Source organism: Achromobacter sp. D10 (assembly GCF_035282245.1).
GTDB lineage: Bacteria > Pseudomonadota > Gammaproteobacteria > Burkholderiales > Burkholderiaceae_B > Achromobacter > Achromobacter insolitus.
In genome coordinates, this window is sequence record NZ_JAYJLE010000015.1 from 51,684 (window position 1) to 75,608 (window position 23,925).

Annotated in this window: 26 protein-coding genes and 1 pseudogene; 18 read left to right on the plus strand and 9 right to left on the minus strand. The window is 67.5% G+C overall.

Annotation, left to right across the window (positions count from 1 at the left end):
• The first annotated feature begins 100 nt into the window (after nucleotides 1–100).
• The 5 genes and pseudogenes from moaC to glp all read left to right on the plus strand — a co-directional run bounded on the left by moaC (nucleotide 101) and on the right by glp (nucleotide 3,117).
• Entirely contained in the window at nucleotides 101–589 is a 489-nt protein-coding gene (moaC, locus tag VCS63_RS26885; protein WP_042794830.1) for a cyclic pyranopterin monophosphate synthase MoaC, read from the plus strand.
• A complete protein-coding gene (locus tag VCS63_RS26890) occupies nucleotides 570–821 on the plus strand; it encodes a MoaD/ThiS family protein (protein ID WP_042794831.1) in 252 nt (83 codons plus the stop codon). Before moaC ends, VCS63_RS26890 begins: the two co-directional genes overlap by 20 nt.
• A gap of 5 nt (nucleotides 822–826) precedes the next feature.
• Nucleotides 827–1,279 (plus strand): annotated as a pseudogene (locus VCS63_RS26895) (molybdenum cofactor biosynthesis protein MoaE); the annotation flags it as partial.
• A 107-nt stretch (nucleotides 1,280–1,386) separates the two neighbouring features.
• Nucleotides 1,387–1,908: a molybdenum cofactor biosynthesis protein B gene (gene moaB, locus VCS63_RS26900; protein WP_063643418.1), complete on the plus strand. Its 522-nt coding sequence runs from the start codon at nucleotides 1,387–1,389 to the stop codon at nucleotides 1,906–1,908.
• Between the two features lie 3 nt (nucleotides 1,909–1,911).
• Nucleotides 1,912–3,117, plus strand: coding sequence for a gephyrin-like molybdotransferase Glp (gene glp / locus VCS63_RS26905; protein WP_076815140.1), 1,206 nt, complete (start codon nucleotides 1,912–1,914; stop codon nucleotides 3,115–3,117).
• Here glp and mobA read toward each other — a convergent pair.
• The 3 genes from mobA to VCS63_RS26920 are packed head-to-tail and all read right to left on the minus strand — an operon-like array spanning nucleotide 3,102 to nucleotide 5,927.
• Nucleotides 3,102–3,656, minus strand: a complete 555-nt coding sequence (gene mobA, locus VCS63_RS26910; protein ID WP_416379212.1) for a molybdenum cofactor guanylyltransferase MobA — start codon at nucleotides 3,654–3,656, stop codon at nucleotides 3,102–3,104. The genes glp and mobA overlap by 16 nt on opposite strands.
• A gap of 52 nt (nucleotides 3,657–3,708) precedes the next feature.
• The gene (gene moaA / locus VCS63_RS26915) at nucleotides 3,709–4,812 is read right to left on the minus strand and encodes a GTP 3',8-cyclase MoaA (protein WP_042797288.1); all 1,104 of its coding nucleotides are present in this window, start codon (nucleotides 4,810–4,812) and stop codon (nucleotides 3,709–3,711) included.
• A gap of 35 nt (nucleotides 4,813–4,847) precedes the next feature.
• Entirely contained in the window at nucleotides 4,848–5,927 is a 1,080-nt protein-coding gene (locus tag VCS63_RS26920) for a substrate-binding domain-containing protein (protein WP_042794834.1), read from the minus strand.
• A 137-nt stretch (nucleotides 5,928–6,064) separates the two neighbouring features.
• Here VCS63_RS26920 and VCS63_RS26925 point away from each other — a divergent pair, with 137 nt between their 5' ends.
• The 6 genes from VCS63_RS26925 (at nucleotide 6,065) to VCS63_RS26950 (ending at nucleotide 13,444) form a co-directional block, all read left to right on the plus strand.
• Nucleotides 6,065–6,622: a formate dehydrogenase subunit gamma gene (locus tag VCS63_RS26925; RefSeq protein WP_323881538.1), complete on the plus strand. Its 558-nt coding sequence runs from the start codon at nucleotides 6,065–6,067 to the stop codon at nucleotides 6,620–6,622.
• Nucleotides 6,619–8,190, plus strand: coding sequence for a formate dehydrogenase beta subunit (locus VCS63_RS26930; protein ID WP_042794835.1), 1,572 nt, complete (start codon nucleotides 6,619–6,621; stop codon nucleotides 8,188–8,190). Before VCS63_RS26925 ends, VCS63_RS26930 begins: the two co-directional genes overlap by 4 nt.
• 13 nt (nucleotides 8,191–8,203) lie before the next feature.
• The gene (gene fdhF, locus VCS63_RS26935) at nucleotides 8,204–11,080 is read left to right on the plus strand and encodes a formate dehydrogenase subunit alpha (protein ID WP_323881540.1); all 2,877 of its coding nucleotides are present in this window, start codon (nucleotides 8,204–8,206) and stop codon (nucleotides 11,078–11,080) included.
• 29 nt (nucleotides 11,081–11,109) lie between these two features.
• Entirely contained in the window at nucleotides 11,110–11,931 is an 822-nt protein-coding gene (fdhD, locus tag VCS63_RS26940) for a formate dehydrogenase accessory sulfurtransferase FdhD (protein ID WP_076815148.1), read from the plus strand.
• A gap of 18 nt (nucleotides 11,932–11,949) precedes the next feature.
• On the plus strand, nucleotides 11,950–12,207 hold the full coding sequence (locus VCS63_RS26945) for a formate dehydrogenase subunit delta (protein WP_042794838.1): 258 nt from the start codon (nucleotides 11,950–11,952) through the stop codon (nucleotides 12,205–12,207).
• 118 nt (nucleotides 12,208–12,325) lie between these two features.
• Entirely contained in the window at nucleotides 12,326–13,444 is a 1,119-nt protein-coding gene (locus VCS63_RS26950) for a class I SAM-dependent methyltransferase (RefSeq protein WP_323881542.1), read from the plus strand.
• Between the two features lie 67 nt (nucleotides 13,445–13,511).
• Here the strand turns inward: VCS63_RS26950 and VCS63_RS26955 are convergent, their stop codons facing one another.
• The 3 genes from VCS63_RS26955 to VCS63_RS26965 are packed head-to-tail and all read right to left on the minus strand — an operon-like array spanning nucleotide 13,512 to nucleotide 15,348.
• Nucleotides 13,512–14,198 carry a DUF1345 domain-containing protein gene (locus VCS63_RS26955; RefSeq protein WP_063643427.1) on the minus strand — a complete coding sequence of 229 codons (687 nt, stop codon included), beginning with the start codon at nucleotides 14,196–14,198 and terminating at the stop codon, nucleotides 13,512–13,514.
• 50 nt (nucleotides 14,199–14,248) lie between these two features.
• The gene (locus tag VCS63_RS26960) at nucleotides 14,249–14,773 is read right to left on the minus strand and encodes a chromate transporter (protein ID WP_042794841.1); all 525 of its coding nucleotides are present in this window, start codon (nucleotides 14,771–14,773) and stop codon (nucleotides 14,249–14,251) included.
• Nucleotides 14,770–15,348: a chromate transporter gene (locus tag VCS63_RS26965; protein WP_082884786.1), complete on the minus strand. Its 579-nt coding sequence runs from the start codon at nucleotides 15,346–15,348 to the stop codon at nucleotides 14,770–14,772. The genes VCS63_RS26960 and VCS63_RS26965 overlap by 4 nt, the downstream gene beginning before the upstream one ends.
• A 124-nt stretch (nucleotides 15,349–15,472) precedes the next feature.
• Here VCS63_RS26965 and VCS63_RS26970 point away from each other — a divergent pair, with 124 nt between their 5' ends.
• From VCS63_RS26970 to VCS63_RS26985, 4 genes are all read left to right on the plus strand, one after another.
• Nucleotides 15,473–16,393 (plus strand): LysR family transcriptional regulator, encoded by a 921-nt coding sequence (locus VCS63_RS26970; RefSeq protein WP_063643428.1) that lies wholly within the window; start codon nucleotides 15,473–15,475, stop codon nucleotides 16,391–16,393.
• A gap of 46 nt (nucleotides 16,394–16,439) precedes the next feature.
• Nucleotides 16,440–17,243, plus strand: coding sequence for a glutamate racemase (gene murI / locus VCS63_RS26975; protein WP_088607853.1), 804 nt, complete (start codon nucleotides 16,440–16,442; stop codon nucleotides 17,241–17,243).
• A gap of 104 nt (nucleotides 17,244–17,347) precedes the next feature.
• Nucleotides 17,348–17,773 carry a universal stress protein gene (locus tag VCS63_RS26980; protein WP_042797291.1) on the plus strand — a complete coding sequence of 142 codons (426 nt, stop codon included), beginning with the start codon at nucleotides 17,348–17,350 and terminating at the stop codon, nucleotides 17,771–17,773.
• Nucleotides 17,774–17,789: 16 nt separating this feature from the next.
• Nucleotides 17,790–18,218, plus strand: a complete 429-nt coding sequence (locus tag VCS63_RS26985) for a universal stress protein (RefSeq protein ID WP_323881545.1) — start codon at nucleotides 17,790–17,792, stop codon at nucleotides 18,216–18,218.
• Between the two features lie 15 nt (nucleotides 18,219–18,233).
• On the opposite strand, the gene VCS63_RS26990 is transcribed toward VCS63_RS26985, so the two are convergent.
• The 3 genes from VCS63_RS26990 to VCS63_RS27000 are packed head-to-tail and all read right to left on the minus strand — an operon-like array spanning nucleotide 18,234 to nucleotide 20,568.
• Entirely contained in the window at nucleotides 18,234–19,610 is a 1,377-nt protein-coding gene (locus VCS63_RS26990; RefSeq protein WP_149063944.1) for a sensor histidine kinase, read from the minus strand.
• Nucleotides 19,607–20,269 carry a response regulator transcription factor gene (locus VCS63_RS26995; protein WP_042794845.1) on the minus strand — a complete coding sequence of 221 codons (663 nt, stop codon included), beginning with the start codon at nucleotides 20,267–20,269 and terminating at the stop codon, nucleotides 19,607–19,609. The genes VCS63_RS26990 and VCS63_RS26995 overlap by 4 nt, the downstream gene beginning before the upstream one ends.
• Complete coding sequence (locus VCS63_RS27000; RefSeq protein ID WP_372341678.1) at nucleotides 20,269–20,568, minus strand: PepSY domain-containing protein; 300 nt, start codon at nucleotides 20,566–20,568, stop codon at nucleotides 20,269–20,271. The genes VCS63_RS26995 and VCS63_RS27000 overlap by 1 nt, the downstream gene beginning before the upstream one ends.
• A gap of 219 nt (nucleotides 20,569–20,787) precedes the next feature.
• Between VCS63_RS27000 and VCS63_RS27005 the strand changes: the two genes are divergently transcribed.
• From VCS63_RS27005 to VCS63_RS27015, 3 genes are all read left to right on the plus strand, one after another.
• The gene (locus VCS63_RS27005) at nucleotides 20,788–21,099 is read left to right on the plus strand and encodes a PepSY domain-containing protein (RefSeq protein WP_063643432.1); all 312 of its coding nucleotides are present in this window, start codon (nucleotides 20,788–20,790) and stop codon (nucleotides 21,097–21,099) included.
• Nucleotides 21,100–21,172: 73 nt separating this feature from the next.
• Complete coding sequence (locus VCS63_RS27010; RefSeq protein ID WP_063643433.1) at nucleotides 21,173–22,522, plus strand: ferric reductase-like transmembrane domain-containing protein; 1,350 nt, start codon at nucleotides 21,173–21,175, stop codon at nucleotides 22,520–22,522.
• Between the two features lie 62 nt (nucleotides 22,523–22,584).
• Nucleotides 22,585–23,919, plus strand: a complete 1,335-nt coding sequence (locus VCS63_RS27015; protein ID WP_323881549.1) for a sorbosone dehydrogenase family protein — start codon at nucleotides 22,585–22,587, stop codon at nucleotides 23,917–23,919.
• The last annotated feature ends 6 nt before the right edge of the window (nucleotides 23,920–23,925 follow it).

Sequence of the window (23,925 nt, forward strand, 5' to 3'; positions counted from 1 at the left end):
CCCCCTGCACCGCTCGTCTATCATAGGCGTATCAGCGGCCCCAACCCCGCCAGCCGGGACCACCCTTTTCAATCATTAACAATTTTCGCTCCCGATTCCCATGTCCACGCCCACCCCAACCCTGAGTCACCTGGACGAAGCCGGACAGGTCCGCATGGTCGATGTCATCGCCAAGACGGACACTGAGCGCGTGGCCATCGCCACGGCCAGCGTGCGCATGAATGCCGTTGCCTATGGCCTGCTGACCCAGCCGGGCCAGGGCAAGGGCGAAGTCCTCAACACCGCCCGCGTCGCCGCCATCCTGGCCGCCAAGCGTTGCGCCGACACCATTCCGCTGTGCCACAGCCTGCCTCTGGCCTTCGTCGGCGTCGAGTTCGCCCTGGACGACGCCGAGCATCGCATCGACGTGCTGGCCACCTGCCGCACCAGCTACAAGACCGGCGTGGAAATGGAAGCCATGATGGCCTGCAGCGTTGCCGCGCTGACCATCTACGACATGTGCAAGGCGGCCGACAAGGGCATCGTCATCGAGCAAGTTCGCCTTAAGTACAAGGCAGGAGGAAAAAGCGGTGAATGGCGCAACGATTAATCTTCTGTACTTCGCGCGCGTGGCCGAACTGGTCGGCAAGCGCTCCGAAGCCTGGCCCCTGCAGGGCGAGTCCACCGGCGCGCAGCTGCTCGCCGCGCTGGGCGAACGCTATCCGCAACTCGCGCCGTCGGCGCGCCTGAAGCTGGCCATCAACCAGACCCACGCCAAGCCGTCGGCCACCATCCGTGCGGGCGACGAGGTCGCGGTATTCGAACCCGTCACCGGAGGTTGAACGCCATGATCAGCGTCCAGGAAGCCGATTTCGACGGCGCCGCGCTCACGGCCGCGCTGCGGGAGAGCGCCGGCCCGGGCGTGGGCGGCATCGTCACGTTCGTAGGCTATGTGCGCGACTACGCGCCCGACACCCCCACCGATACGCTCTTTCTCGAACACTACCCTGGCATGTGCGAACGCGAACTGGAAGAGATCGCCGCAACCGCCCGCGCCCGCTGGAACCTTGACGGCACCGTCATCGTGCACCGCGTGGGCGCATTGCCGCGCAATGCCCAGATCGTCTTCGTGGCGGCGGCCAGCGCCCACCGCGGCGACGCCTTCCGCGGCTGCGAATACATCATCGACGCGCTCAAGACCCGCGCGCCCTTCTGGAAGCGCGAAACCCTGTCGGGCGGTAGCAGCTTCTGGGTGGAACAACGCCAATCCGACCAGGACCGCACGCAGTCCTGGGATGAAAAGGCCCCCACGCCGCACGCTACGCGCTTGCTGCCCCCCGAGGGGGCCGTTTTTGCCTCGGGACGGCCCAGCGGCAAAAAATCCTCAACGACAAAGAAGGAGCATCCATGAGCGACGAAAGCCTTGTTTCGCTGGCCTGCGCCGTACTGACGGTCAGCGACACCCGCAGCGCGGGCGACGACACCTCGGGCAACCTGCTGGCCCATAGCCTGGCCCACGCCGGCCATCAATGCGTGCGCCGCGACATCGTCAAAGACGACGTCTACCAGATCCGCCGCGTCATCAGCGACTGGATCGCCGACCCCGAGGTGCAGGTGATCCTGACCACGGGCGGCACGGGCTTCTCGCATCGCGACCATACGCCCGAGGCCATCGTGCCGCTACTGGACCGCGAAATTCCGGGCTTTGGAGAACTGTTCCGCCAGATCTCCTATACCGAGATCGGCAGTTCCACCATCCAGTCCCGCGCCTTTGCCGGCTCGGCCAACCAGACGCTGATCTTCTGCCTGCCCGGTTCCAACAACGCCTGCGAAACGGCCTGGTCGCAGATCATCCGCGAACAACTGGACAGCAGCCATCGCCCCTGCAATTTCGCCACCCAATACAAGCAACGCGAAGAAGACAACTGACCCATGCTGGATTTTGATCAAGCCCAGACCCTGCTGGCCAATGCCGCGGGTCCGCTGCAACGCAGCGAAGAGGTGAGCCTGGCCGATGCCGCCGGCCGCGTGCTGGCCGCCGATCTCACCGCCACCGTGGACATCCCGCCCGCCGACAACAGCGCCATGGATGGCTATGCCCTGCGCGTAGCCGACTGGGGCGCTGGCGTGCGTCTGCCCATCCAGCAACGCTGCTATGCCGGCGAAATGCCGGAGCCGCTCAAGCCCGGCCACGCCATCAGACTCTTCACCGGCAGCCTCATCCCGGAAGGCGCGGACACGGTCGTCATGCAAGAGGACACCGTCGAAGCCGACGGGCAAGTGGAAATCTCGCGCCCCCCCGCGCCCGGCCAGCATATCCGCCGCCGCGGCGAAGACACGCTGGCGGGTGCCCCGCTGCTGGCCGCCGGCACGGTGCTGGAAGCGGCGCACGTGGCGTTGATGGCCTCGCAAGGACTGGCCCGCGTGCAGGTCTTCGGCCAGTTGCGAGTGGGAATCCTGACCACCGGCGACGAGCTGGTGCTGCCCGGCCAACCGCGCGCGGCCGAACAGATCTACAACTCCAATGGCCCCATGCTGGCTGCGCTGGCGCGCGGCATGGGCGCCCTGCCCGTGCATGTGCTGCACGCCCGCGATACCGAGGCCGACCTGCTGGCGGCCTTCAAGACGCTGCTGGCCGATTGCGACCTGGTGCTGAGCGTGGGCGGGGTATCGGTGGGCGAACGCGATCTGGTCAAACCCGCGCTAGCCGCGCTGGGCGGCGAACTGTCGCTCTGGAAAGTGCGCATGAAGCCGGGCAAGCCGGTAGCGCTGGCGCAGATCGACGGTAAGCCGGTGGTCGGCCTGCCCGGCAACCCCGTATCGGCCTACGCCGTGTACACGCTGCTGGTGACGCCGCTGATACGCCGCATGCAGGGGCGCGACGCGCTGTTCCCGCCGATCAGCCAGCTGCCCCTGCGCACCGAGCATCCGCGCCAGGACAGCCGCGAGGAATTCCTGCGCGTGCAGCGCCGCCTGGCCGACGACGGCAGCGCCGAGCTGGTGCCCTATGGTCACCAGGGTTCCGGCGTCATCAGCTCGTTGCCCTGGGCGACGGGACTGGCCCGCCTGCCGGCCGACACGCGGGTACAGGACAAGGACCGGGTCGCCTACTACGACCTGCGTCACTGGCTGGCGTAGCGTTCCGCCGCCGCCAGTTCCTCGGGCGTATTGACGTTCATGAAGGCATCGGGCGCGTCGTCGAAGCGGGCTTCGACGGCGCCCGCCCTCGCCTGCCACAGCCCCACCTTGCGGTCCCCGGCCCGCAGGTACTCCAGCAGGTCGGGCAATAGCGACGTGCGCAAGGCCATGCAGGCCGAATGACGCTGTCCGCCCGCGGCCGCATAAGCCATGGGTGCTGCCGCGGATTCGGCCGCGCCGACCAGGCGCCCCGCCAGATCCAGGGGCAGGAATGGCGTGTCGCAAGGGACCACCACCAGCCACGCGTCTTGCCGCGCCGCCGCCAGGCCCGCGGCGATACCCAGCAGCGGCCCTTGCCAGGCGCCAAGATCCGCTTCACCGTCCCGCACCACCTCGCCGTAGGCGGCATAGCGGTCCTCGTGGCGGTTGGCGCTGATGATCAGGCGCGAGACCTGCGGCGCCAGACGGCGCGCGACATGCGCCACCATGGGCTCGCCCCGCAAGACTACGAGGCCCTTGTCTTGCCGGTTCATGCGCATGCCCTCGCCGCCGGCCAGGATCAGGCCGGCGATTCCGGTGCGGACGGGCGTTTCAGCCACCGATGTAGCTCATCTCGATCTTGCGCGCTGGATCGGCCATGTTGCGGCCGCGCAGTTCCGAATAGTTATCGCTGCGTCCGGCCCAGATGCCCGCAATGATGGCGGCGAGCTCGGCGTCGCTGGCGCCATCGCGCAACGGCGCGCGCAGATCATAGCCGTCATGCGCGAACAGGCACAGGAAGAGCTTGCCTTCCGGCGACAGGCGCGCGCGCGTACAGCCGCCGCAAAAGGCGTGCGTGACACTGGAAATGACGCCGATCTCGCCCCCGCCATCCAGGTAGCGCCAGCGCTCGGCCACGCGCCCCATCTCGCCACTGGCGACAGGCTCCAGCGGATACGCCGCGCCGATGCGGTCCAGGACTTCCTGGCTGGGCACGACTTCGGCGAGATTCCAGCCGTTGGTATTGCCCACGTCCATGTATTCGATGAAACGCAGGATGTGGCCGGAATGCCGAAAGCGTTCCGCCATGGGCAGGATCTGACCGTCGTTCAGGCCGCGCCGCACCACCATGTTGACCTTGACCGGCGCCAGCCCGGCCTCGGCCGCGGCGTCAACGCCGCGCAGCACGTCGTCCGGCGTGAAGCCGCTGTCGCTCATACCCTGGAACATGGCAGGATCCAGCGCATCCAGGCTGACGGTGACCCGGGTGAGTCCCGCGCTCTTGAGCGCGGCGGCCTTGCGCGCCAGCATGCTGCCATTGGTGGTCAGGGTCAGGTCCAGCGGAGCCCCGGCGGGCGTGCGCAGCTCGGCCAGCAAGCCCACGAGGTTCTCGATATGTTTGCGCAGCAGGGGTTCGCCGCCGGTCAGGCGGATCTTCTCCACGCCAAGCTGCGTGAAAATGCCCGCCAGACGGCTGATTTCCTCGAACGAGAGCAGCGCGGAATGCGGCATGAAGGTGTAGCTGCTGTCGAAGACTTCACGCGGCATGCAGTACGTGCAGCGGAAATTGCAGCGGTCCGTGACCGAGATCCGGAGGTCGCGCAGCGGCCGCGCGCGCTGGTCCCGCGCGGGCTGCCCATGCGGCGGCAACTCGCCGGGCGCGACGGGCGCCAGAGGACCGCCGCGGCGATCGGCAAGAAAGATCACTTTGCTCATGGGGACATCATATCCCGGCGCATCGCGTTCCGTGCTCATGAAAAGGCCTCTTCCAGCGTCTGCAGCCGGCCCGTGTCCCGGGTGTCGTAGCCCGCCAGCTGGCTGACGTAGCCAACGTAGTCCGGACTGCGCATGATGGAGAGCAGGTCGCGCATGGCTGGCGTCTCCAGGGAGGACTTGCGGATGGCGAAGAAGTAGCGCTCGCGCACGAGCGGGATGAAATCCAGGCCGAAGCGGGAGGCGGCCGTCTCCACCCCCATGCCCGTGTCGGCCATGCCGCTGGCGATATGCGCGGCAATGGCCATGTGCGTGAATTCGTTGGTTTCGTACCCCTGTACCTCGCTGATGGAGACTCCCGCCCGCTGCAGCATCAGGCCCACCAGATAGCGGGTGCTGGAGCCGATCTGGCGGTTGACGAAGCGCACGTCGGGCCGCGCCAGGTCCGCCATGCCGCTGATCTGCTTGGGATTGCCCGCGGTCACGAACAGGCCGGCATTACGCACGGCCAGGTGGATGAGCATGTACTCGTCGGCGTGCAGCCATTGGGCGTAGCGCTCCATGATGGGCGCTTCGAAATCGCCCAGCGGCACCTGAAAGCCCGCCAGGTCGCATTCGCGCCGCTCCAGCGAGGCCAGCGCCTCGATGGCGGTGCGGTAACGCAATTCCAGGCCGGGCTTGCGGTTGCCCATATGCTGCATCAGCGATTCCACGGCGAAACCGTGGCTGGCGTGCAAGCGCAGGTGCGGGCCGCTTTCGGGCAACAGGCGCTCCAGTTCTTCCTGCAATTCCGAGGCCATGCTGTCCAGCGTGGGCATCAGGCGCGCCTCGATGCGGCGGTTGGCCCACAGCAAACGCTGGGCGAAAGGGGTCAGCTGCGTGCCCTGGCGCCGATTGGTGATGAGCAGCTGGGTACCGAAGATGGCCTCGAAACGGCGCAGCACCCCCCAGGCATGCCGGTACGACAGTCCGCAGGCGCGGCAAGCGCCCGCGATGTTGCCCGTGGCGTCGATCGCGGACAGCAGGGCGAGCATGTCCTGCAGCGGGACGGGCGCCGGGTCGTCATCTCCGCCCAGAGTCCATTGCGGCCGCAGGCCGATACGGAACTTATATGTCATTTATTTCTTATTGAAGAGGGTGCATTACCCCGTTAGAGTACACAAATAACGCGGCTTGAGGGATTTTTATATGTTTTTAAAAACATATAAACAGCAAGCTCCCACCCGCCACAACAGCAACACAGGAGGAGACCGACGTGCACCAGCGCGAGGCAACATCCGATCTGGCGTCCAGCGGCGGCGCGCGCGGCGGCCAGATGGCCCTGGACGCGGCCCGGGCGTCCCACACCCCGGCCATCGCGGCCACGGCCCGCATACTCGCCCGGCTGAAGGACCAGCCCGGCCCGCTGCTGCCGGTGCTGCACGCGGTCCAGGATGAACTGGGCTGTATTCCGGCCCCGGCGGTGCAGACCATCGCCGAGGCCCTGAACCTGTCCCGCGCCGAGGTCCACGGCGTCATCACCTTCTATCCCCATTTCCGCAGCGAACCCGCGGCGCGCCACACCCTGGAGGTCTGCCGCGCCGAAGCCTGCCAGGCCATGGGCGGCGAACATCTGGCCGCCCATGCCCGCAGCGCACTGGGCTGCGACTTCCACGCCAGCAGCAAGAACGGCGACTTTTCGCTGGAACCGGTGTACTGCCTAGGCCTGTGCGCGCAGTCGCCGGCGGTGATGATCGACGGCCGCCCCCACGCCCGCGTCACGCCGCAAAAACTGGACCGCCTGCTTGCCCGCACCCTGGAGGCCAAGGCATGAGCCTCCCTATCGTCATCTACGTGCCGCGCGACGCCGCGGCGCTGGCCATGGACGCGGATACGGTCGCTCGCGACATCGAGCGCGCAGCCGACGCCCGCGGGCTGTCCGTGCAGATCGTGCGCAACGGATCGCGTGGCCTGCTGTGGCTGGAGCCCATGGTCGAAGTCGTTACGCCGCAGGGCCGCATTGCCTATGGACCGGTGCAGCCCGAAGACGTGGACGCGCTGTTCGACGCCGGCTGGCAGAGCGGCGGCGAGCATCCGTTGCGCCTGGGCCTGACCGAAGAAATCCCCTACCTGAAGCATCAGGAACGCCTGACCTTCGCACGGGTCGGCGTCACCGATCCGCTGTCCTTGCAGGACTATGCCGCGCACGGCGGCTTGCAGGGGCTGCAACGCGCGCTGGCCATGGAGCCAGGGCAGATCATCGACGAAATGGTCGCCTCGGGCCTGCGCGGCCGCGGCGGCGCGGCATTCCCGACCGGCATCAAATGGAAGACGGTGGCCGGCACCCCCGGCGACCAGAAGTACATCGTCTGCAACGCGGACGAAGGCGATTCCGGCACCTTCGCCGATCGCCTGCTGATGGAAGGCGACCCTTATGTGCTGATCGAAGGCATGACCATCGCCGGCCTGGCGGTGGGCGCGACCTACGGCTACATCTACGTGCGCTCCGAGTACCCACAGGCCATAGCCACGCTGGAGGCCGCGATCACGCGGGCGCGCAGCGTGGGATGGCTGGGCAAGGACGTGCACGGCAGCGGCCGCCGCTTCGATCTCGAAGTGCGCAAGGGCGCGGGCGCCTATATCTGTGGCGAGGAAACGTCCCTGCTGGAAAGCATCGAGGGCAAGCGCGGCGTGGTCCGCGCCAAACCGCCCCTGCCCGCGATCTCGGGCCTGTTCGGCAAGCCCACCGTGATCAACAACGTGATTTCGCTGGCTACCGTGCCCATCATCCTGGCCAAGGGCGCGGCCTATTACCGGGACTACGGCGTGGGCCGCTCGCACGGCACGCTGCCGTTCCAGCTGGCCGGCAACCTGAAGCATGGCGGACTGGTCGAGAAGGCCTTCGGCCTGAGCCTGCGCGACCTGCTGTACGGTTTTGGGGGCGGCAGCGCCTCCGGCCGGCCGCTGCGCGCGGTGCAGGTGGGCGGCCCGCTGGGCGCCTACCTGCCCGAATCGCAATGGGACGTGCCACTGGACTACGAGGCATACATCCAGATATCGGCCATGGTGGGCCATGGCGGGCTGGTGGCGTTCGACGACACCGTCGACATGGCGCGCATGGCGCGCTACGCGATGGAGTTCTGCGCGGTCGAATCCTGTGGCAAATGCACGCCTTGCCGAATCGGCTCCACGCGCGGCGTGGAAACCATAGACAAGATCGTCGCGGGCGGCCCCGGCCGCGAACAGCAGGTGCACCTGCTACGCGACCTGTGCGACACGATGCTGGGCGGCTCGCTGTGCGCCCTGGGCGGCATGGCGCCCTATCCCGTGCTGTCGGCGCTGAACCACTTTCCGCAGGACTTCGGCATCGAGTCCTCCCATTCTGCCGCGCACGCGGCTTGAACCCGAGACCGTCATGCTAGAAACCGTCATCAAGCGCGATCGCGACATGGGCACGCCGGCGCGCGAGTCCGCCGCAACCGTCACCCTGACCATAGACGGCCAGGAAATCACGGTGCCCGAAGGCACCTCGCTGATGCGCGCGGCCGCCGAGGCCGGCATCAATATTCCCAAGCTGTGCGCCACCGACAGCCTGGAGCCCTTCGGCTCCTGCCGGCTGTGCCTAGTGCAGATCGAAGGCCGCCGCGGCTACCCTGCCTCGTGCACCACGCCCGCCGAAAACGGCATGGTGGTCCATACCGAAACGCCCAAGCTGCACGACCTGCGGCGCGGCGTCATGGAACTGTACATTTCCGACCACCCGCTGGACTGCCTGACCTGCCCGGCCAACGGCGACTGCGAACTGCAGGACATGGCCGGCGTGGTGGGGCTGCGCAACGTGCGTTACGGCTATGACGGCGCCAATCACCTGAAGAGCGAAAAGGACGAGTCCAATCCGTACTTCACCTATGACGCGTCGAAGTGCATCGTCTGCAACCGCTGCGTGCGCGCGTGCGAGGAAACCCAAGGCACCTTCGCCCTGACGATCTCCGGCAAGGGCTTCGAGTCGCGGGTATCGCCGGGGCAGGACCAGCCCTTCCTGGACAGCGAATGCGTGTCCTGCGGCGCCTGCGTGCAGGCCTGTCCGACCTCCACCCTGCAGGAAAAGACCGTCATCATGATGGGCCAGGCCGAACACTCGGTCGTGACCACCTGCGCCTACTGCGGCGTGGGCTGCGGCTTCAAGGCCGAGATGAAGGGGCAGGAAGTGGTGCGCATGGTGCCCTGGAAGGACGGGCAAGCCAACCGCGGCCATTCCTGCGTCAAAGGCCGCTTCGCCTGGGGTTACGCGACGCACAAGGAACGCGTGACCAAGCCCATGATCCGCAAGCACATCACCGATTCCTGGCAGGAAGTGTCCTGGGACGAGGCGATCAACTATGCGGCCTCCGAATTCCGCCGCATCCAGGCCCAATACGGCCGCGATGCGGTCGGCGGCATCACGTCGTCGCGCTGCACCAACGAAGAGACCTGGCTGGTGCAAAAGCTGGTGCGCGCGGCCTTCGGCACCAACAACGTCGACACCTGCGCGCGCGTCTGCCATTCGCCCACCGGCTATGGCCTAAAGCAGACGCTGGGCGAATCCGCCGGAACGCAGACCTTCGATTCCGTCATGCACACCGACGTGGTGATCGTGATGGGCGCCAACCCGAGCAGCGGCCACCCCGTGTTCGCTTCCCGGTTGAAGCGCCGGCTGCGCCAGGGCGCTCGCCTGATCGTGATCGACCCGCGCCGCATCGAGCTGGTGAGTTCGCCGCACATCAAGGCCGACTTCCACCTGCAAGTGCGCCCCGGCACCAACACGGCGCTGCTGTCTTCGATGGCGCACGTCATCGCCACCGAGGGCCTGATTGCCGAGAACTTCGTGGCCGAGCGCTGCGAAACCCGCGCTTTCAATGAATGGCGCGATTTCGTATCGCTGCCGGAGAACTCCCCGGAAGCCATGGAGGAAATCACCGGCGTGCCGGCTCAGGCCGTGCGCGGCGCTGCGCGCCTGTACGCCACGGGCGGCAACGGCTCCATCTACTACGGCCTGGGCGTGACCGAGCACAGCCAGGGCTCCACCACCGTAATGGCCATCGCCAACCTCGCCATGGCCACCGGCAACGTCGGCCGCGAAGGCGTGGGCGTGAATCCGCTGCGCGGCCAGAACAATGTGCAGGGTTCCTGCGACATGGGTTCCTTCCCGCACGAGCTGCCGGGGTACCGCCACATTTCCGACAACGCGGTGCGCGCGCAGTTCGAACAGGACTGGGGCGTCACCCTGCAGCCCGAACCGGGCCTGCGCATCCCCAACATGTTCGAGGCCGCCCTGGGCGGCTCGTTCAAGGGGCTGTACTGCCAGGGCGAAGACATCGTCCAGTCGGATCCCAACACCCAGCACGTGGCCGCATCGCTGGCGGCCATGGAGTGCATCGTGGTGCAGGACCTGTTCCTGAACGAGACGGCAAAGTACGCGCACGTCTTCCTGCCCGGTTCTTCGTTCCTGGAAAAGGACGGCACCTTCACCAACGCCGAACGCCGCATCTCGCGCGTGCGCAAGGTGATGGAGCCCAAGAACGGCAAGTCCGACTGGGAAGTGACCGTGGCGCTGTCCAATGCGCTGGGCTATCCCATGGACTACAAGCATCCCAGCGAGATCATGGCCGAGATCGCGCGCCTGACCCCGACGTTCGCCGGCGTCACCTACGAAAAACTGGACAAGCTGGGCAGCCTGCAATGGCCCTGCAACGACGAAGCGCCAGACGGCACCCCCATCATGCACATCGACGAGTTCGTGCGCGGCAAGGGCAAGTTCATGATCACCAAGTACGTGCCCACGGACGAACGCAGCACGCGCCGTTTCCCGCTGCTGCTGACCACGGGCCGCATCCTGTCGCAATACAACGTGGGCGCGCAGACCCGGCGCACGCCCAACGTCATGTGGCATGGCGAGGACGTACTTGAACTGCATCCACAGGACGCCGAGGACCGCGGCGTGAAGGAAGGCGACTGGGTCGGCATCCAGAGCCGCGCCGGCGAGACCGTGCTGCGGGCCACGCTGACCGACAGGGTGCAGCCGGGCGTGGTATACACAACCTTCCATTTCCCCGAGTCCGGCGCCAACGTCGTCACTACCGACAGCTCCGACTGGGCCACCAATTGCCCCGAGTACAAGGTGACGGCCGTGCAGGTCACGCGCGTGTCGCAGCCTTCGGAGTGGCAACGCCAGTGGTCGCGCTTTGCGGACATCCAGCAAAAGCTGCTGCACGAGCGTTCGCGTGAAGGCGAGACGGCGCTGGCCGGGAAATAACCGCCAGCCCGAACCGCCAGGACGCCTTCATGCCCACGCCACCGACTTCCCGCCCCGACTGCACGCAGGTCCAGGTCTCGCGCGTGCGGGGCGGAGTCCTGTTGCCGGGCGCCGAAAGCGACTCCGTGGCCGAGGAAACGCCGGTGGCGCTGGAGTTCAATGGCATCAGCCACGCCACCATGCTGGCCACGCCCGCCGACCTGGAGGATTTTGCCGTGGGCTTCTCGCTGTCCGAAGGCATCATCGACAGCGTCAGCGACGTGCGTGGTATCGACCTGCTGCCGCAATGCGACGGCATCGTCGTGCAGCTGGAAATCTCCACCGCCTGCGAAGTGCGGCTGAAGTCCCGCCGACGGGCGATGGCAGGCCGCACGGGTTGCGGGCTGTGCGGCGTGGAAACACTGCCTGAGGTGCTGCGGCCGGTGGCGCCGGTCACCAACGGGGCGCCGGTGCGCATCCAGGCCGTGCTGGCCGCCATGCGCGACATGCGCGCCCGCCAGGCACTGCACGACATCACCGGCGCGACCCATGCCGCGGGCTGGGCCGGCGCGGATGGCGCGGTGGCGTTGGTGCGCGAGGACGTGGGCCGGCACAATGCGCTGGACAAGCTTGTGGGGGCCCTGGCGCGCCAGGCCATGCATGCCGGTGATGGCATTGTGGTGGTGTCCAGCCGCGCCAGCTTCGAGATGGTGCAGAAGACCGCGGCTGCGGGCGTCGCGGTGCTGGCGTCCGTTTCCGCGCCCACGGCGCTCGCCATCCGTCTTGCCCACCAGGCCAACGTCAGCCTGCTGGGCTTTCTGCGCGGCGAAGACGCCACGCTGTATTCACACCCCCAACGCATCATCTCCTGAACCGGACCTCACGCACGCATGGAAATCGGCAACCTGATCCGCATGGCCAACCGCATCGGCCAATTCTTCGAAGCCATGCCCGACCGGCAGGAAGCGCTGGAAGGCGTGGCCAACCATATCCACAAATTCTGGGAACCCCGCATGCGCAATGAGTTGCTGGGTTTCCTGGAACGGCATCCCGACGGCAACGCCACAGACGAACGCCTGCACCCGCTGGTGCTGGAAGCGGTTACGCAGAACCGCCAGCGCCTCACCCCGCTAGCCCGGGTGGCCTAGCCCGGCGCAGCCTGCCGCGGTTGGGGCGCGAAGCTGCTACATTGGCAGCCCGCCCCTTCTTTTTGTCTTTCCCCATGAACACCCTGCCCTGCGCGCCCCGCCTTGCTGGAGCGACACGTTGACCGTCCCCGAAATCCGCTGGGAAGAAAACCAGACCCCGCACTCTGCCCGCTGGCGCTCGGAATCGGGCGCCGCGCCGCCCAAGCGCGTAGTGGTCGCGGATGACACCCTGACCGCCGACATGGCTTACCGCCAGGCCTGCGAAGGCGTCGGCCTGCTATGGCGCGGGGATTTCCAGAATGCGCGGCAACTGCTGCAGGCCATGACCCGGCGCGTGGACAAGCGGCCACGCAAACCGGTGGATACCCTGCTGGACGCCTTTAACCAGCACCGCCAGATCCAGTCGCAGCGCGCGCGTATCCTGGGCATGCTGCTCATTCCGTTCGACGCCGGCCATGGCATTCCGCTGCGCCGCGCACCGGACGCCCGGCAGGCCTGCGAAGAGGCCCATGGCCCGGCCGCCGAACCCTATGTCGCATCGCTGCGCGAGTTGCTGGGCCTGATCGGCGCCTTCGAATGGCGCAAGAAAGGCGTGGAAATCCCCGCCCTGAATGCCCGCATCCATCCGCACTACGGCGTGTTTTCGCCGCTGCGCGGCGAATACATAGATCTGGTGGCGCGCACCCCGATGCCTCGCGGCAGCGTGGCCTTCGACGTCGGCACAGGCACGGGCGTGCTCGCCGCCGTGATTGCGCGCCGCGGCGGCAAGCGTGTCATCGCCACCGACATGGATCCCCGCGCCTTGGCCTGCGCCCGGGAAAACCTGGAACGGCTGGGCCTGTCCAAGCAGGTCGAGGTCGTTCAGGCGGACCTCTTCCCCGAAGGCCGGGTGTCGCTGATCGTCTGCAATCCGCCGTGGTTGCCCGCCCGCCCCAGTTCGCCCGTGGAACATGCGGTCTATGATCCCGACAGCCGCATGCTGCGCGGATTCCTCAATGGCCTGACGGCGCACCTGACGCCCAACGGCGAAGGCTGGCTGATCCTGTCGGACCTGGCCGAGCACCTGGGCCTGCGCAGCCGCGAAGCGCTGCAGGAAATGATCAGCCAGGCCGGCCTGCGCGTCATCGAACGCATCGACACGCATCCCACGCATGGCCGCGCGCAAGACGCGAGCGATCCGTTGCACGCGGCCCGCTCGAAGGAAGTCACATCCCTGTGGCGCCTGGGCGCGGCCTGACGCGGCCCGGCCTGACGCGGCCCGACCTGACGCGGCCCGACCTGACGCGGCCCGGCCGGGCTAGATGCTAGGCCCGGCCGGCCGCCACGTTTACGCTGATCGCGATGATGAAGACGTTGAAGAAAAAGGCGATGACGCTGTGCGTCAGCGCGGTGCGACGCACGCGCCGGTTCACGATCTGCACGTCCGACACCTGGAACGTCATACCCAGCACCAGCGCGAAATAGGCGAAATCCCAGTAATCGGGTTCGTCAGTGCCCGGGAAGTCCAGGCCCTTGTGCATGGCGTTGCCATGGCCGTAGTAGCCGTGCGCATAGTGCAACGCGAAGATCATGTTCATGTAGAGCCAGGACAGGATGATGGTCGCGGCGGCGGCCAGCATGGCGAGCACGCTGCTCACCCCGCCCTCGCCTTGCAGCTCCACCCACAAGGCCATCATGACCATGCAGGACAGCGCCACGCTGCTCCACAGCACGCCGGTGCGGCCCACGTCCTGCTGCTGGGCGTGCCGGCGCATCGCCGCCGCGCTGGTCCGGCCGAAAACCCTGGCCGTCATCAGCAGGAAAACCAGCGCCCCCGCATCGAATCCCAGCAATAGCGCCAGCACCCACGGCACGCCCAGGGCGTACAGGCCGCCTGCCGTGGCCAGAAGCAAGCCGGCGCAAGCGACGAGCCGGCGATGCGCATGGAAGAACGGCAGCGCGGCGCCGGAAGCGGAATCGTCCTCGGGCTCGAAATCCTTGACCGGCGGCATGCGGCGCTCCTTGGCGTAAGCAGACCCCGTGGGGCCCGTTGACGCTAACGCTAACCGATGCCGAGCAAACCGACCAGTGCACCGCCGAACAGCAGCCACAACGGGTGGATGCGGGTGCCGCTGCCCAGCAGCGCCACCACTGCAGTGATGGCGCCCAGCAGCCAGGTATGCACCGAGGCCTCGGTAATGAGCGCCGCGCTGGCCGCCACTAGCCCCACCGTCATGGGAAAGATGCCTGCCTGTATGACTCCGCGCCACGGGCGGTCCTTGAAGCGTTCCCACAGTCCCAGGGCGATCACGGTGATGAGGGAGGACGGACCGAACTTGGCGATGGTGGTGACCAACATGCCCAGCCCGCCCGCCACATGCCAGCCGACCAGCGTGACCACCATCAGATTGGGTCCCGGCGCGGCCTGTCCCAAGGCGAACAACGCGGAAAAGTCCGCCGCGCTCATCCAGCCGTGCACCTCCACCACCTGGCGCTGCATCTCGGGCAGGATGGTGTTGCCGCCGCCAAACGCCAGCACGGACAGTTCAGAGAAGATCAGGGCCAGGGCGATCAGTGTGTGGATCATCGACGTTGCCTCCAGACCATCAGAATGCTCAGTGGCGTCAGCACCGCCATGGTGGGCAAGAGAGGAATGCGCAGCACGGCGATAGCGATGAAACAGGCGGTAGCCACCACGCCGGCCAGCCAGTCCCGCCGCTTGATGACCGGCAGCCCGATCTTCACCGCCATCGAGATCAGCAGGCCCGCGGCGGCCGCCGCCAGTCCGGCGAACAGGTGCTGGATATGCGGGTCGTTCTGGAAACGGTCGTACACCATGCCCAGCAACACCACGATGGCGGACGGCGCCAGGATCAGCCCCATCAACGCCGCAAAGGCTCCTCGCGGACCGCGGAATTTCATGCCCAGCGCCACCGACAGGTTGATGATGTTGCCGCCGGGCAGGAACTGGCACAGGCCCAGCAGATCGGTGAATTCGGCGCCGCTGAGCCAGCGGTGCTTTTCGACGACCATACGCCGCGCCAGTGGCAGGGCGCCGCCGAAGGCCGTCAGGCCCAGCATGAGAAATCCGTAGAACAGTTGCCCGCAAGTGGGCGCGGGCCGAAGTTCGGCCTCAGGGATGGAAGGTGCTGCGTTCATCATTTTTATGCCGGCGCCGGGGGAAGGGCGCGGGGTGGAATATGGGGAAACCAACGAGATTGCAGCCTACTCTTCGGTTCGGATAATGTCTAATATATGACTATCTATATATTCATATCGGTTAAATATGGCATCCGTCGATCTCAGGCTGCTGCGCTACTTCCTGGCCGTCGCCGAGGAATCCCATCTGACCAAGGCCGCCGCCCGGCTGGGCATACGCCAGCCGCCGCTCAGCCAGCAGATCCGCGTGCTGGAACAGGAATTGGGCGTCACGCTGTTTCACCGCCTGCCGCGCGGCATGGAGCTGACCGAAAGCGGCCGCGCGCTATTGGACGATGCGCGTAACATCGTGACCCTGGTGGACCAGGCCGTGGAAGGCGTGCGGCGCGTATCGCAGGGAGAGGCGGGACGCCTGACCGTCGGCTTCACAGGATCGGCCGCTTTCCATCCCTTCGTGCCATCCGTCATCCGCCGTTTCCGGGAAGCCGCGCCGAACGTGCGGCTGGTGCTGGAGGAAAGCAGCACGGGCGAACTGATGGAGGCCGTGGGCGCGGGCCGCGTGGACGTGGCTTTCATCCGCGGCCCCTACGGGCTGGGGCCCGGCGTGGTGGTGGAGACCGTGCTGGAAGAACCGATGCTGGCTGCTTTTCCCGCCGACCACCCTGCCGTAAAGGGTCGGTCGCGCAAGCGCATCGCGTTGTCCGAGCTGGCCGAGGAATCCCTGATTCTCTACCGCCGCCACAGCGGCCCCGGCCTGTACGACGCCATCATCGCCGCCTGCGGCGCCGCCGGCTTCAGCCCCCGCGTGGCCCAGGAAGCGCCGCGCATGCTGTCCACCCTCAGCCTCGTGGCGGCGGGCCTGGGCGTGTCGCTGGTGCCCGCGTCGCTGCGCCGCGTGAACATCGAGGGGGTGGTCTACGTCAACCTGGCCCAGCCCGCGGAACTGCGCGCGCCGCTGAACCTGATCTGGCGCGACGAATCCCTGTCCGGCGCCGCCCGCAAGCTGATCGACGAGGCGCGCCGGCAGCGGGAGGAATCCCTGGCCTGAACGCGCGGCGCTACACTGCCCGGCACCCGCACTCCGCATTGCAGCCATGTTTTCAGATTCACCCATAGGCATATACGACTCCGGCGTCGGCGGCCTGAGCGTGCTGCGCGCCATCCGCGACGCCCTGCCCCACGAATCCCTGCTGTACGTGGCCGATTCGGCCCACGTGCCCTACGGCGAAAAGACGCAGGAGTATGTCGAGCAGCGCGCCAGCATGCTGGCCGACTACTTCGTGTCGCGCCAGGCCAAGGCCATGGTGGTGGCCTGCAACACCGCGACGGCGGCCGCCATCGCCCAGCTGCGCCAGCGCCACCCAGGATTGGTCATCATCGGCGTGGAGCCCGCCATCAAGCCCGCGGCGCACCTGACCAGCACCGGCGTGGTGGGCGTTTTCGCCACCACCGGCACCTTGGCCAGCCCAAAGTTCGCTTCGCTGGTCCAGCGCGAGGCGCCCGAAGTCCGCATCCTGTTCAAGCCCTGCCCCGAGTGGGTGCGGCTGGTGGAGCAAGGCGTGCTCGGCGGCCCCGAGGCCGAGGCCGCGGTGCGCGCCCCCGTGGCGGAGCTGCGCGAAGCTGGCGCCGACGTGCTGGTGCTGGGCTGCACGCATTTTCCCTTCCTGCGCGAGGCAATCCAGGCAGCCGCCGGCCCCGGCGTGCCGCTGCTGGAAACCGGCGCGCCCGTCGCGCGCCGGCTGCGTCACCAGTTACAGGAACGCGGCCTGCTGCGCGCCTCGGGACCGGGCGCACTGCGCCTGGAAACCAGCGGCGCGGCGGATTCCCTGGGCACGCTGGCGAGCCGCCTCCTGGGACAGGCGCTTGCAGCGCACACGCTGGAGCCGCGCTGGCGCTGAATGCGCCCGGTTTGATCCCGCGCATTCCGCGCCTGTCGGATTCGGCCAATAATTCGGATACAGTGAACGACAACGCCGCCCGCGGCGCGCACAAGGAGACGCTCATGAAACGCATCCTGATCCCCGTGGACGGCTCGCAGCCGGCCGTCCATGCGGTCCAAGCCTTGCTCGACGCCCGCGACTACGACCCGGTCGAACGCGTGGAGCTGCTTACCGTCCAGATCCCCCTGAAGGCAGGCAAGATCGGCCGCGGCTTGTCGCAAGCCGAAATCGACGCCTATCACGAAGAAGAGGGGCGCAACGCGCTGCAAGCCGCCAGCGACCTGCTGACCCGGGCGGGCGTGCCCTTCCAGGCGCGCGTGGAAGTGGGCGCGGCGGCGGAGACCATCGTGCGCGTCGCCGACGAATCCGGCGCCGACGAGATCTACATGGGTTCGCGCGGGCTGGGCTCGGTGTCGTCCTGGTTCCTCGGGTCCGTCGCCACCCGCGTGCTGCACTTGACGGAGCTGCCCGTCACCCTGGTCAAGTAACCGTCAAGGAGCATCCATGCTGAACATCCTGGTCCCCGTAGACGGCTCCGACAACGCCAACCGCGCCGTCCTGTATGCCCGCCAGCTTGCCCAAGGCGCCGGTTCCGCGCGCGTCCACCTGCTTAACATCCAGACTCCCGTGCAGGGCCGCGCGGGCCTGTCGCGCCTGATCACGCAGGACATGATCGACGAGTTCTACCTGCGCGAAGGCCAGGAAGCCACGGACGAGGCGCGCAAGCTGCTGGACGTGACCGGCACCGATTACACCAGCCATGTCGAATTCGGCCACGTGGCGACGGAAATCGCCGGCTACGCGCAAGACCATGGCTGCGCCCGCATCGTCATGGGCACGCGCGGCAACGGCTCGCTGACGAACATCCTGATCGGCTCGGTGGCCAACCAGGTGCTGCAACTGGCCGAGGTACCCGTCACGCTGGTCAAGTGAGCCTGGGCGCCGGCCTCAAGCGGCCGGCAGCCACAAGCACACTCTCAAGCCGCCCAGCGGGGATCGCTCCGCTCTCACCTGCCCGCCGTAAGTGCTGGCCAGGTCGCGCACGATGTCCAGCCCCAGGCCCGATCCCGGGCGCTGTTCATCCATGCGCACACCACGCAGGAAGATGAGCTCGCGCTCCTCGTCGGCAATGCCGGGACCATCGTCGTCGATCTGGATGAGCAACTGGCCGGCGCCGGTCGCAAGCGCCGTGACCTGCACCTGGCGTTCCGCCCATTTGCAGGCGTTATCCAACAGATTGCCGACCATCTCCTGCAGATCCTGCTCTTCGCCACGGAACACCAGGCCCTCGGCAAACGCGGGCATTTCCAGCAGCAATCCGCGCTGCGCATACAAGCGCTGCATGACGCGCAGCAGCCCTTCGATGGGTTTGCGCAATGGGGTGCGGCTGTCGGCCGCGCCGGAGGCCGCGGCGGCGCGGGCGCGCGCCAGGTGATAGTCGATCTGGCGGCGCGCCACGCCAACCTGTTCCTGCACCAGCGCCGCCAGCGGCCCCTCTTCGCGCGCCGCGGCATTGCCGAGGATCGTCAGTGGCGTCTTTACCGCATGGGCCAGGTTTCCGGCCTGCGTGCGTGCGCGTTGGACCATGTCGGCGTTGACATCCAGGACACGGTTGAAATCATCCACCAGGGGCTGGATTTCGCTGGGAAAGCGGCCTTCTATACGCGTGCTGGCGCCCCCGTGCTGGGTGGCCAGCTGACGCCTGAGCCTTGCCAGAGGCCGCAGCCCGACCACCACCTGCACCACCGCGGCCACCGTCAGTCCTGCCGCCAGCGCGCCCAGCGAAATCAGCAGCATATGGTTGAAGCGGCCGATGGGCTCGGCGAGCACCTGACTGTCGGCGGCCACGATCAGGCGCAGCGGCGAAGCCTCGGTCTCTGCGGGCTCGAGCGTGCGCGTCAGTGCCGTCAGGCGGTGTTTTTCCGGACCCGCGATGTCGTAGATGCCGTCGGCGCTGTCCGCCGCGGGAATCTCCAGCACCTGGTCCCAAAGAGAACGCGAGCGCGCCGCGCCCACGGCTGCCGGGCGGCCCTGTTCATCGAGCCGGTCGATCTGCCAGTACAGGCCCGATAGCGGCTGCTCCAGGCGCGGATCGCTCAAAGGCGGCGACACGACGAGGCGGCCGTCCGGACCGGTGTTCACGGCGGCCGTGAGCTGATTCAGGTGCAGGGTCAGTTCGGCGCGCAACTGTTCGGTGATGTGCTGGCGGAACAGGCTGGCCAGGCCCCACCCGGCCAGCACTACCGTGATCAGGATCCAGGCCAGCGTACCGGCCAACAGACGCCAGCGCAGCGAGCCCGGCGCGCGCGCGCGTCCGGCCATCATGCGGCGCATGCCAGGCGGTAGCCCAGGCCGCGCACGGTTTCGATGGTGTCGGGCGGCAGTTTCTTGCGCAACCGCGCGATGAACACATCGATGGTGTTGGAATCGCGGTCATGGTCCTGGGCGTAGACGTGCTCCGTCAGTTCGCTGCGCGAAATGACTTCGCCCGCGCGCTGCATCAAGACGGCCAGCACCTTGAATTCGTGGCTGGTCAGGGACAGCGCCTGGCCGTCGACCGTGACCTTGGCCAGTCGCGTGTCCAGCATCAGCGATCCGCAGCGCCACTGCGCGCTGGCGTGGTTGCTGGAGCGGCGCAGCAGCGCCCGCACCCGCGCCAGCAGCTCTTCCATGTGGAAGGGCTTGGTCAGGTAATCGTCGGCGCCGGCGTCGATGCCGGCGACCTTCTCATGCCAGTTGTCGCGCGCCGTCAGGATCAACACCGGCATGCCCTGACCGCCGGCGCGCCATTGCTTGAGCACCGTCAGGCCGTCCATGACCGGCAGGCCCAGATCCAGCACGACGACGTCGTAGGCCTCGACCGCACCCATGTATTGCGCCGTGCCGCCGTCCGCCGCGGTATCCACCGTGTAGCCCGCCTGGCGCAAGGCATCGGCCAGCTGCGCGGCCAGCGTGGGTTCGTCTTCGACCACCAGTATGCGCATCAGTGCTTGTCCCGGAATTGGATGTCGCGGCCCTTCACGCCCAACACCTTGCCGTCGCGTGCATCGATCTTCAGCTTGACCAGGCGGCCGCCGTTTTGCAGCAGCCGGATCTCGTAGATGAATTCGCCATCGTCTTCCTCGAATTCGACCTTGACCACCTGCCCAGGATAGTCGCGCTCGACGATGTCGAGCACCGAGCGCAGGGGCAGGACCTTGCCCGCCTGCAGCGCCTGGCGCGCCTGTTCGTGGTCGCTTTCGTCCGCGAGGCCCGCGCTGGGGCCCGCGGCCAGCGCCAGCATCAGCGCGCCGCAAGACAGCCAGATTCGGGTACGGGTTCCAGGGATCATGGTTTCTTTCGCATTCAGGGTCCGCCAAAAGAGGCGATTGCCCGCCCAGTTATAGCGCCGGAAAAATGAACGGCACGTGAACGGCAGCTTCAGAATTGGTTCATCCGCACACCCGAATAATGCGGTCATGGTCGCCATTCCGGCAACCCGCAACAACCTAGGAGCCATTCCATGACCGCAATCCGCAACACCCTGGCCGCCCTGGCGCTTGGCGCCGCCACCCTGACCGGCGCCGCCGCCGTGCACGCCCAGACGCCCGCCCCGGCGCCGGCCCAGCCCGCCGCCACGGCCCCCGCCAGCGCGACGCTGACCGTGCGCCAGATCTACGACACGCTGACCGCCGCAGGCTATCGCAACATCACCGAGATCGAGCTCGAGCACGGCCGCTACGACGTCAAGGCCGACAACGCGCAAGGCCAGCGCGTGAAGCTGCGGGTGGACGCCCAGAGCGGCGCCGTCCTGCGCAGCCGCATCAAGGACTGAAGCGCCGGCGCGCACGCGCCTTCCCACGCTCCGCCCGCATCCGGCGGGCCGGGCGCCCGACACGGATACCATCATGAAACCGATAGGAACCGGCGCCGCCCTAGGCGGCTTTTTGCTCGTCCTCACCCTGGCCTGGGGCCTGGACGCGTTCATCCTGCAGCCGCCAGGCGTAGGCGCCTGGTACTGGGTGGCGCGCCAGCAAGGCCTCTACCTCACCGGCGTCTGGTCCATCGGACTGATGGCATTGATCATGCTGCTGGCGCTGCGGCCCGCGTGGCTGGAACGCCCCCTGGGCGGCATGGACAAGATCTACCGGCTGCATAAATGGGCCGGCATCCTCGCTGTGTCAGCCGGCGCCATGCATTGGTTGCTGAAGCTGGCCAGCGGCCCGTTGAAAAGCCTGGCGGACGCGGCCAACCGCCCCGCCCGCGACGTCGTACTGCCGCTCTTTGAAAGCTCCCGCGGCCTGGCCAAGGACCTGGGCGAATGGTCGATCTACCTGCTGCTCGCGATGCTGGCAATCACGTTGTGGCGGCGCTTTCCCTACCGGGGATGGCGTCTCCTGCACCGCGCCATGCCTGTGCTGTTCCTGGCGCTGGTGTTCCACACGGCGGCGCTGGCTCCCGCGCGCTACTGGAGCGGTCCCGCGGGCCTGCTGCTGATTCCGCTGTTGTCCGCCGGTTTGTATGCCGCACTGATGGCGCTCTTGGGACGCGTGGGCAGCGGCCGCCGCGCGCAAGGCAGGATCGTGTCGCTGACTCACCAGCCAGGCGGCATCCTGGAGGTCAGCTGCGAACTCGACGGCAACTGGCGCGGGCATCAGGCGGGACAGTTCGCCTTCGTCACTTTTGACCGCAAGGAAGGCGCCCATCCCTATACCATCGCCAGCGCCCCGCATCAGGGCGAGCGCCGCGTCACGTTCCAGATCAAGGCGCTGGGCGACTACACCCGCAAGCTGGCGCGCACGCTGCGCATCGGCCAGCCGGTCGGCGTCGAGGGCCCCTACGGGCGCTTTCAGTTGACGCCGGACGCGGGCGCAACGTCCCAGGCCCAGGTCTGGGTCGCGGGCGGGATCGGCGTTACGCCGTTTCTCGCGTGGCTGGAGGCCTTGCAGGACGGACAGGCCCCGACGCCGCGCGTGTGGCTGCATTACTGCGTGCGCGACGCCTCGACCGATCCGTTCGTGCCGCTGCTCAAGGAACGCTGCGCTGCGCTGGACGGCGTGACGCTCACCGTCCACAGCGCGCGCGACGGCGACACGCTGACGGCGGGTACGCTGGCACAGGGCGCGGTGGCCGCGGGCCACGTCGCCGACGTCTGGTTCTGCGGACCCGCCGGCCTGTCGGACGCGCTCAGGCGCGGCCTGCGCAAGCTGGGCGTCCAGTCCGTGCGCTGGCATCAGGAAGCATTCGAGATGCGTTGACCGCGCCGGGGCTGCGTAAGTCCAAGCGTATGATGGGCCTCACCGCCCCCGGAGCATGCATCATGCCCACTCCACGCCTACTGCTGGCGGCAGCGCTGGCTGCCGCCACCCTCAACGCCTGCGGCGAAATGGCGACCCTGCCGGTCGAGGCCGGCATGGGCCCATCGCCACAGTTGCCCGCCCCCAACCCCACGACGATTCCGACCGTAAAGACAGCCAAGGCCGTAGGCTGGCCTGCGGGCGCGCATCCCGTGGCCGCCAGCGGCATGGCGGTGACGGAATTCGCCAGCGGCCTGGATCATCCGCGCTGGCTGTACGTGCTGCCCAACGGCGACGTGCTCGTGGCCGAGACCAATGCGCCGCCCAAACCCGAATCGGCCTCCGGCGGCTTCAAGGCCTGGGTCGCAGGCCTGGTGATGAAGCGCGCCGGCGCCAGGACCCCCAGCGCGAACCGCATCACCCTGTTGCGCGATACGGACAGCGACGGCGTCGCCGACGTGCGCAGCGTGCTGCTCGAAGGCCTGAACTCCCCATTCGGCATGGCCTTGATCGGCAATCAGCTGTACGTGGCCAATGCCGATGCCGTGGTCCGATTTCCGTACGAAACCGGGCAGCAGCGGATCAGCGCCGCGGGCGTGAAGGTCACGGACCTGCCAGCGGGCCTTAACCACCACTGGACCAAGAACCTGCTGGCCAGCCCGGACGGCAGCAGGCTGTACGTATCCGTCGGCTCGAACAGCAACGTCGGTGAAAACGGCATGGACATCGAAGCAGGCCGCGCGGCCATCTGGGAGATCGACGTCGCCAGCGGCGACAAGCGCCTGTATGCCACCGGTTTGCGCAATCCGGTGGGCATGGCCTGGGGCCCGGACGGCAAGACGCTGTGGACCGCTGTCAACGAGCGCGACGAACTGGGCAGCGACCTGGTGCCCGACTATATGACCTCGGTACAGGACGGCGGCTTTTACGGCTGGCCATACAGCTACTTCGGCCAGCACGTCGACACCCGGGTCCAGCCGCCGCGTCCGGACCTGGTGGCTCGCGCCATCGTGCCCGACTACGCGCTGGGTCCGCACACCGCCTCGCTGGGGCTGGCCTGGTCGGGAGGATCCCGCCTGCCGGCACCCTACACAAACGGCATGTTCGTGGGCCAGCATGGTTCATGGAACCGCGATCCGCGCAGCGGCTACAAGGTCATCTTCGTGCCCTTTCGCGACGGCAAGCCCGACGGACCGGCGCGCGACGTGCTGACGGGATTTCTGAACGAAAGCGGCGAGGCCCAGGGACGCCCGGTAGGCGTGGCGATCGACCGCCAGGGCGGCTTGCTGACGGCCGACGACGTGGGCAATGTGGTGTGGCGGGTCGCTCCCGCTTCTACAATGGCCGCTCCCCAATAATTCGAG

Bases quoted from the DNA above. Each gene is read 5' to 3' on its own strand.
- VCS63_RS26920 (WP_042794834.1), bottom strand. From the start codon at position 5,927: ATGACATATAAGTTCCGTATCGGCCTGCGGCCGCAATGGACTCTGGGC.
- VCS63_RS26930 (WP_042794835.1), top strand. From the start codon at position 6,619: ATGAGCCTCCCTATCGTCATCTACGTGCCGCGCGACGCCGCGGCGCTG.
- VCS63_RS26960 (WP_042794841.1), bottom strand. From the start codon at position 14,773: ATGATCCACACACTGATCGCCCTGGCCCTGATCTTCTCTGAACTGTCC.
- VCS63_RS26970 (WP_063643428.1), top strand. From the start codon at position 15,473: ATGGCATCCGTCGATCTCAGGCTGCTGCGCTACTTCCTGGCCGTCGCC.
- VCS63_RS27015 (WP_323881549.1), top strand. From the start codon at position 22,585: ATGCCCACTCCACGCCTACTGCTGGCGGCAGCGCTGGCTGCCGCCACC.
- VCS63_RS27005 (WP_063643432.1), top strand. From the start codon at position 20,788: ATGACCGCAATCCGCAACACCCTGGCCGCCCTGGCGCTTGGCGCCGCC.
- moaA (WP_042797288.1), bottom strand. From the start codon at position 4,812: ATGAGCAAAGTGATCTTTCTTGCCGATCGCCGCGGCGGTCCTCTGGCG.
- VCS63_RS26995 (WP_042794845.1), bottom strand. From the start codon at position 20,269: ATGCGCATACTGGTGGTCGAAGACGAACCCACGCTGGCCGCGCAGCTG.
- moaC (WP_042794830.1), top strand. From the start codon at position 101: ATGTCCACGCCCACCCCAACCCTGAGTCACCTGGACGAAGCCGGACAG.
- VCS63_RS26955 (WP_063643427.1), bottom strand. From the start codon at position 14,198: ATGCCGCCGGTCAAGGATTTCGAGCCCGAGGACGATTCCGCTTCCGGC.
- VCS63_RS26965 (WP_082884786.1), bottom strand. From the start codon at position 15,348: ATGATGAACGCAGCACCTTCCATCCCTGAGGCCGAACTTCGGCCCGCG.
- glp (WP_076815140.1), top strand. From the start codon at position 1,912: ATGCTGGATTTTGATCAAGCCCAGACCCTGCTGGCCAATGCCGCGGGT.
- fdhD (WP_076815148.1), top strand. From the start codon at position 11,110: ATGCCCACGCCACCGACTTCCCGCCCCGACTGCACGCAGGTCCAGGTC.
- fdhF (WP_323881540.1), top strand. From the start codon at position 8,204: ATGCTAGAAACCGTCATCAAGCGCGATCGCGACATGGGCACGCCGGCG.
- VCS63_RS26945 (WP_042794838.1), top strand. From the start codon at position 11,950: ATGGAAATCGGCAACCTGATCCGCATGGCCAACCGCATCGGCCAATTC.
- moaB (WP_063643418.1), top strand. From the start codon at position 1,387: ATGAGCGACGAAAGCCTTGTTTCGCTGGCCTGCGCCGTACTGACGGTC.
- mobA (WP_416379212.1), bottom strand. From the start codon at position 3,656: ATGCGCATGAACCGGCAAGACAAGGGCCTCGTAGTCTTGCGGGGCGAG.
- murI (WP_088607853.1), top strand. From the start codon at position 16,440: ATGTTTTCAGATTCACCCATAGGCATATACGACTCCGGCGTCGGCGGC.
- VCS63_RS26990 (WP_149063944.1), bottom strand. From the start codon at position 19,610: ATGATGGCCGGACGCGCGCGCGCGCCGGGCTCGCTGCGCTGGCGTCTG.
- VCS63_RS26985 (WP_323881545.1), top strand. From the start codon at position 17,790: ATGCTGAACATCCTGGTCCCCGTAGACGGCTCCGACAACGCCAACCGC.
- VCS63_RS27000 (WP_372341678.1), bottom strand. From the start codon at position 20,568: ATGCTGGCGCTGGCCGCGGGCCCCAGCGCGGGCCTCGCGGACGAAAGC.
- VCS63_RS27010 (WP_063643433.1), top strand. From the start codon at position 21,173: ATGAAACCGATAGGAACCGGCGCCGCCCTAGGCGGCTTTTTGCTCGTC.
- VCS63_RS26980 (WP_042797291.1), top strand. From the start codon at position 17,348: ATGAAACGCATCCTGATCCCCGTGGACGGCTCGCAGCCGGCCGTCCAT.